Source organism: Nocardia amamiensis NBRC 102102, assembly GCF_001612745.1.
Classification (GTDB): domain Bacteria; phylum Actinomycetota; class Actinomycetes; order Mycobacteriales; family Mycobacteriaceae; genus Nocardia; species Nocardia amamiensis.
Map to the genome: position 1 here is coordinate 1 of NZ_BDBA01000245.1, position 4,642 is coordinate 4,642.

5 protein-coding genes are annotated in these 4,642 nt (G+C 69.7%); 3 read left to right on the plus strand and 2 right to left on the minus strand.

What is annotated here, in order from left to right:
* The first annotated feature begins 121 nt into the window (after positions 1 to 121).
* A complete protein-coding gene (locus NA4_RS33275) occupies positions 122 to 439 on the plus strand; it encodes a hypothetical protein (protein ID WP_067479261.1) in 318 nt (105 codons plus the stop codon).
* Complete coding sequence (locus NA4_RS33280) at positions 412 to 2,022, plus strand: DNA polymerase Y family protein (protein ID WP_067479262.1); 1,611 nt, start codon at positions 412 to 414, stop codon at positions 2,020 to 2,022. Before NA4_RS33275 ends, NA4_RS33280 begins: the two co-directional genes overlap by 28 nt.
* 161 nt (positions 2,023 to 2,183) lie before the next feature.
* On the opposite strand, the gene NA4_RS33285 is transcribed toward NA4_RS33280, so the two are convergent.
* Positions 2,184 to 3,059 carry an LLM class F420-dependent oxidoreductase gene (locus tag NA4_RS33285; RefSeq protein WP_067479264.1) on the minus strand — a complete coding sequence of 292 codons (876 nt, stop codon included), beginning with the start codon at positions 3,057 to 3,059 and terminating at the stop codon, positions 2,184 to 2,186.
* 65 nt (positions 3,060 to 3,124) lie between these two features.
* A complete protein-coding gene (locus NA4_RS33290; protein ID WP_067479266.1) occupies positions 3,125 to 3,829 on the minus strand; it encodes a class I SAM-dependent DNA methyltransferase in 705 nt (234 codons plus the stop codon).
* A 183-nt stretch (positions 3,830 to 4,012) separates the two neighbouring features.
* On the opposite strand from NA4_RS33290, the gene NA4_RS33295 reads away from it, so the two are divergent.
* The coding region (locus tag NA4_RS33295) for an alpha/beta fold hydrolase (protein ID WP_067479268.1) at positions 4,013 to 4,642 on the plus strand (630 nt) is incomplete at its 3' end.

Genomic DNA, 4,642 nt, shown 5'->3' on the forward strand with positions numbered 1-4,642 from the left:
CACAGTGCGCCTTCGCGCACGACGGAGCCGAGCGTCAGCGAGGCGCAGTCGTGAGCGCCGAGGCCCGGCTCCCTGCCGCTGGGGTTCGCCGATGTCGACCGGCGCGGCATGGTGTCGCCTGGTGGCACTCGATGATGTCCGGCGCGGCAACATGATGCGGCCGGATTGTCCGGCGGACGGCAGGGCGATGGAGCGTCCAGGTCGCCGCGGCACCGGGAGAACGCGGTCGGCCACGCCGATGGTCGGCTTCCGTGCCGATCTGATCCGCCCACTACGGGACGGTCGTTCCGGCGATTTCGTTCGTCCGCGCTGCGCGCCGCCGGGTTTCGCCGCGTCCAAGCGGCTTTGCGAACTCGGTTGTCGTCGCAAGCCGTGGCAAGATGCCGCCGCGGTGACCACCCACAGCGTTCCATGGGACGAAGGCGGTGCCGCACCGTGACTCGGCGAGGGTCGAAGCGGGTGCTGGCCCTGTGGTGCCCGGATTGGCCCGCGGTCGCCGCGGCGGCGATGGCGGGACTTCCCGCGACGCGGCCGGTGGCGGTGCTGTTCGCCAACCGGGTGGTGGCGTGTTCGGCGATCGCGCGAACCGAGGGGGTACGTCGCGGGTTGCGGCGTAGGGAGGCGCAGGCGCGATGCCCGGAACTCTTTCTCGCGCAGGACGATCCGGATCGAGATGCGCGATTGTTCGAGCCGGTGGTCGCCGCGGTGGCTGCGACGATGCCCGGCGTGGAGGTGCTGCGACCGGGACTGCTCGTGCTCGGCGCGCGTGGCGCGGCACGGTTCTTCGGTTCAGAGGAGGCCGCGGCCGAGCGTCTGGTCGACGCGGTGGCCGTGGCCGGGGCGGAGGCGCAGGTCGGGATCGCCGATGAGCTGTCAACGGCGGTGATCGCCGCCCGCCGTGCCGCGATCGTGCCCGCGGGCGGGGGAGCGCGGTTCCTCGCGCCGCTGCCGGTGGGGGAACTCGCGATCGAGCCGAGCCTGGCCGCGCCCGAGCGCGCCGACCTGGTGGATCTGTTGCATCGCTTGGGTTTACGACGAATCGGTGACTTCGCCGCACTCTCCTCCGTGGAGGTCGCCTCCCGGTTCGGCGCCGACGCCGTGCTCGCGCATCGCTGTGCCAGGGCCGAACCGGAGCGTCCACCGTCCGCGCGGCGGCCACCACCGGATCTGGTGGTGGAGTACCGCTGCGACCCGCCGATCGAACGGATCGATGCCGCCGCTTTCGCCGGCCGTCTGCTCGCCACCCGGCTGCACACCGCGCTCGCGGATGCCGGGCTGGCCTGCACAAGGCTGTCGGTATTCGCGGAAACCGCTGCCGAAGAGCAGCTTTCGCGGATCTGGCGGTGCGCGGAGCCGCTGACGGCGGAGGGCACGGCGGACCGGGTGCGCTGGCAGCTGGACGGTTGGCTCACCCGGCGCGGCGGCGCGCGGCCCACCGCGCCGATCATCGTGCTGCGGCTGGAGCCCGTCGAGGTGGTCGCGGCGGGCGCGCTGCAACTCGGCTTGTGGGGAGGGGTCGGCGAGGAGGACGAGCGCGCGCGCCGCGCGCTGGTGCGGGTGCAGGGCCTGCTCGGCGGGGAAGCGGTGCGGGTGGGCGTGCTCAGCGGCGGACGCGGACCCGCCGAGCGCATCACCATGGTCGCGCTGGGTGACGAACTCGTCCCCGCGACCGACCCGGCCCAGCCCTGGCCGGGCCGGCTGCCCGAGCCCGCTCCCGCGGTGATCCTGCTGAATCGTCCGCTGGTGCGGTTGGAGGCCGCCGACGGCGCTCCCGTCGAGGTCACCGACCGCGCCATGTTCGACGCCGACCCCGCACTGCTGCGCTGGGGAAGCAAACAGTGGCGGCTGACCGGCTGGGCGGGGCCGTGGCCGGTGGACGAACGGTGGTGGGCGCCGGATTCGGCTGACGCCGGATGCACCGCCCGCGCCCAGGTTCAGCTCGACGGCGCCCCGGCGGACAGCCGGGTGCTCCTGCTGGTCTACCACGACCGAACCTGGCGCGTCGAAGGGCTTTACGACTGAATTGCCGTCGGCTGTGGTGCTTCCACGCATTCGAGCAACTGCATCGGGGTAAGGCCCCGGCCGCGTCCTTCGGACACTATCGGCGTAGCGGTTCCAGGTGTGCCCGCAGCCGGACTTCGACACGCCTGCCATTCGCGCCGAGCGTCCGACCGCGGCGTGTGTCAGCCCAGCTCGGCGAGCTGCGGGACGGCCGGTGCCATGCCGTCGATCCAAGCGGCCGGCGAGCCGGTGGTCGGGATGACGATGACGGTATGCACGCCGAGTTTGGCGTAGTCCGCCATCTGCCGGACGAACTCGTCGCGGGTGCCCGGGTTCGGCCGCGGGTTGTTCGCGATGATCGTCTTGCGGATCTGGTCGTAGTCCCGGCCCACGTCGTCGCAATGCCGTCGCAAGACGTCGAGCTTGTGCTCGACATCCGCGGGCGCGGAACCGAACAGGTTGCAGGCGTCGCCGTATTGCGCGACCAGCCGCAGCGTCTTGCGCTCCCCGCCTCCGCCGATGAGCACCTTGGGCCGATTGATCGGCTGCGGCGAGCAGAGCGTCTCGGCCAACTGGTAGTAACTGCCGTCGAATGCTCCGTTGTCGTGCGGGTCCCACATCTGCCTGCAGATGCGCAGCGTCTCCTCCAGCCGCTCGAACCGCTCGGCCACCGATGGGAACGGCACGCCGAGCCCGCGGTGCTCCCGTTCGAACCACGCGGCGCCGATGCCGAGCACCGCCCGGCCACCCGACAGGACGTCGAGTGTGGTGACGATCTTGGCGAGCAGGCCAGGGTGCCGATAGGTCACCCCGGTGACGAGCAGGCCGAGATCGATGCGGGAGGTGTGCGCGGCCAAGTAGCCGAGCGTGGTGTAGCCCTCCAGCATGTTCGCCTCGGCCGGCAGGCCGGTCTGCTCGATCTGGAAGTAGTGGTCCATGAACGACAACCAGGTCGCGCCGGAGGCCTCCGCCGCCGCGCCTACTCTGGCCAGCTCACCGGCGATGGCGGTGGTCCCGCCGTCGATGTCGAATATGGGTAGGTGAAAACCGAGCTCCATGAAGCTTTCCCTTGCACTGGACAACCCTGTACCAGCGCACACTAAGTGCTGGAGTGCACTCCAGGTCAAGCTCCCGCCGGGCGCGACCAGACCGTCGCCATGGTGAACGGATGTCCGCGCAGAGCGGCCCATTTCGGCTTGTGGGCCAGCCACGCGTCATCGATCAGCGCTTCGGCGACATCGCTCAGGACCCAGCCTGCGGTCAGCCCCGCCGACAGATGCTCGCTGATCAGGTGCAGATGCGTGTCGATCGCCACCGGCTCACCGGAGACGCCTGTGTAGTGCGTCGGCATTCCGGACACCATGATGAATTGCGGGTGGTAGCTCACCGATACGAATCGCGCGCCAGGTGCGGCGATGCGCCACGCTTCGGCGTAGAACGGCACCAATTCCGGCAGGTGCTCATCGATCAACGAGGCGATCACCAGGTCGTAGGCGCCATCCGGCAGTCCGGTGGCCCGCACGTCCGCTCGGGTCAGCGTGGTGTGCGCGCCGCGTTCGGCGGCCAATGCCAGCATTCCCTGGCTCACGTCGACCCCGTCGATATGCATGAGTCCGTGCTCCCGCAGCCAGCTTCCGGTTCGGCCGGAGCCACAGCCCAGATCGGCCGCGCGGCGCACGTCGCCGAAATCCAGGCGCAGTCGTCCCAGCAGCGCGAGATCCATTTCGTCGAGCACCGTCTGCTCATAGGTCGGCGCCCATCCGTCGTACCCGGTGGCCACGTCGACGGTGGGATAGTTACGACGGTCGAAATCGGCGAAGGAGGGCATGCGGCGAGTATTCCGCCGAGTTCACCCGCCGCGCCAGGCATTAACGCGTTGCTTCGAACAGACGGCGTACGACATCGCGATATCCGAAACGCGCGCCTCGGCTAGCGCTGCACCGCAGCCATTTCGAGTGATCCACGCAACTCCGGGCGGGTCGCTGTATGACGACCAGTATTCTCGTTGGTCGTGGATCTGACGGTCGGCCAAGTGGCATTCGGTGACGTGCGGATCGCCTATCGGGATTCGGGCATCGGCGCGGTGAGCGACATTCCCGTGATGCTGGTGCACGGCATGGGCGGCGACGGACACACCTGGGACCGGTTCGCCCGTGTTCTGGTGCAATCCGGGCGCCGTGTGATCATTCCCGATCTCCGTGGCCACGGCCGTAGCTCGCATACCGACTCCTACCGGTTCGACGACTTCGGCGCCGATTTGCTACGGCTCTGCGACGAACTGGAGCTGCCCGCGGTGGATCTGGTCGGACATTCGCTCGGCGGCTACGCGGTGTCGTGCGTCGCGCAGGAGCGGCCGGAGCTGGCGCACCGGTTGGTCATCGAGGAATGCCCGCTTCCGTTGCAGTCCGGCGCCGAGGAATTGCGCCTGACCCGGCGTTTTCCCACCGTGCCCGAGTTGTGGCACGCCACCTCCAGTCTGGTCCGGCACCCGCGCGCGGTGCTCTCGTTCGACCGCTCCATGACGAAGACTGCGCTGGAACAGTTCCGCAAGCCGAACCCGGAGTGGTGGGACCGGCTGCCCGATATCACCGCGCCCACGCTGGTGCTGTGCGGTGGTCCTGGCGGCATGGTCGATCCGGCG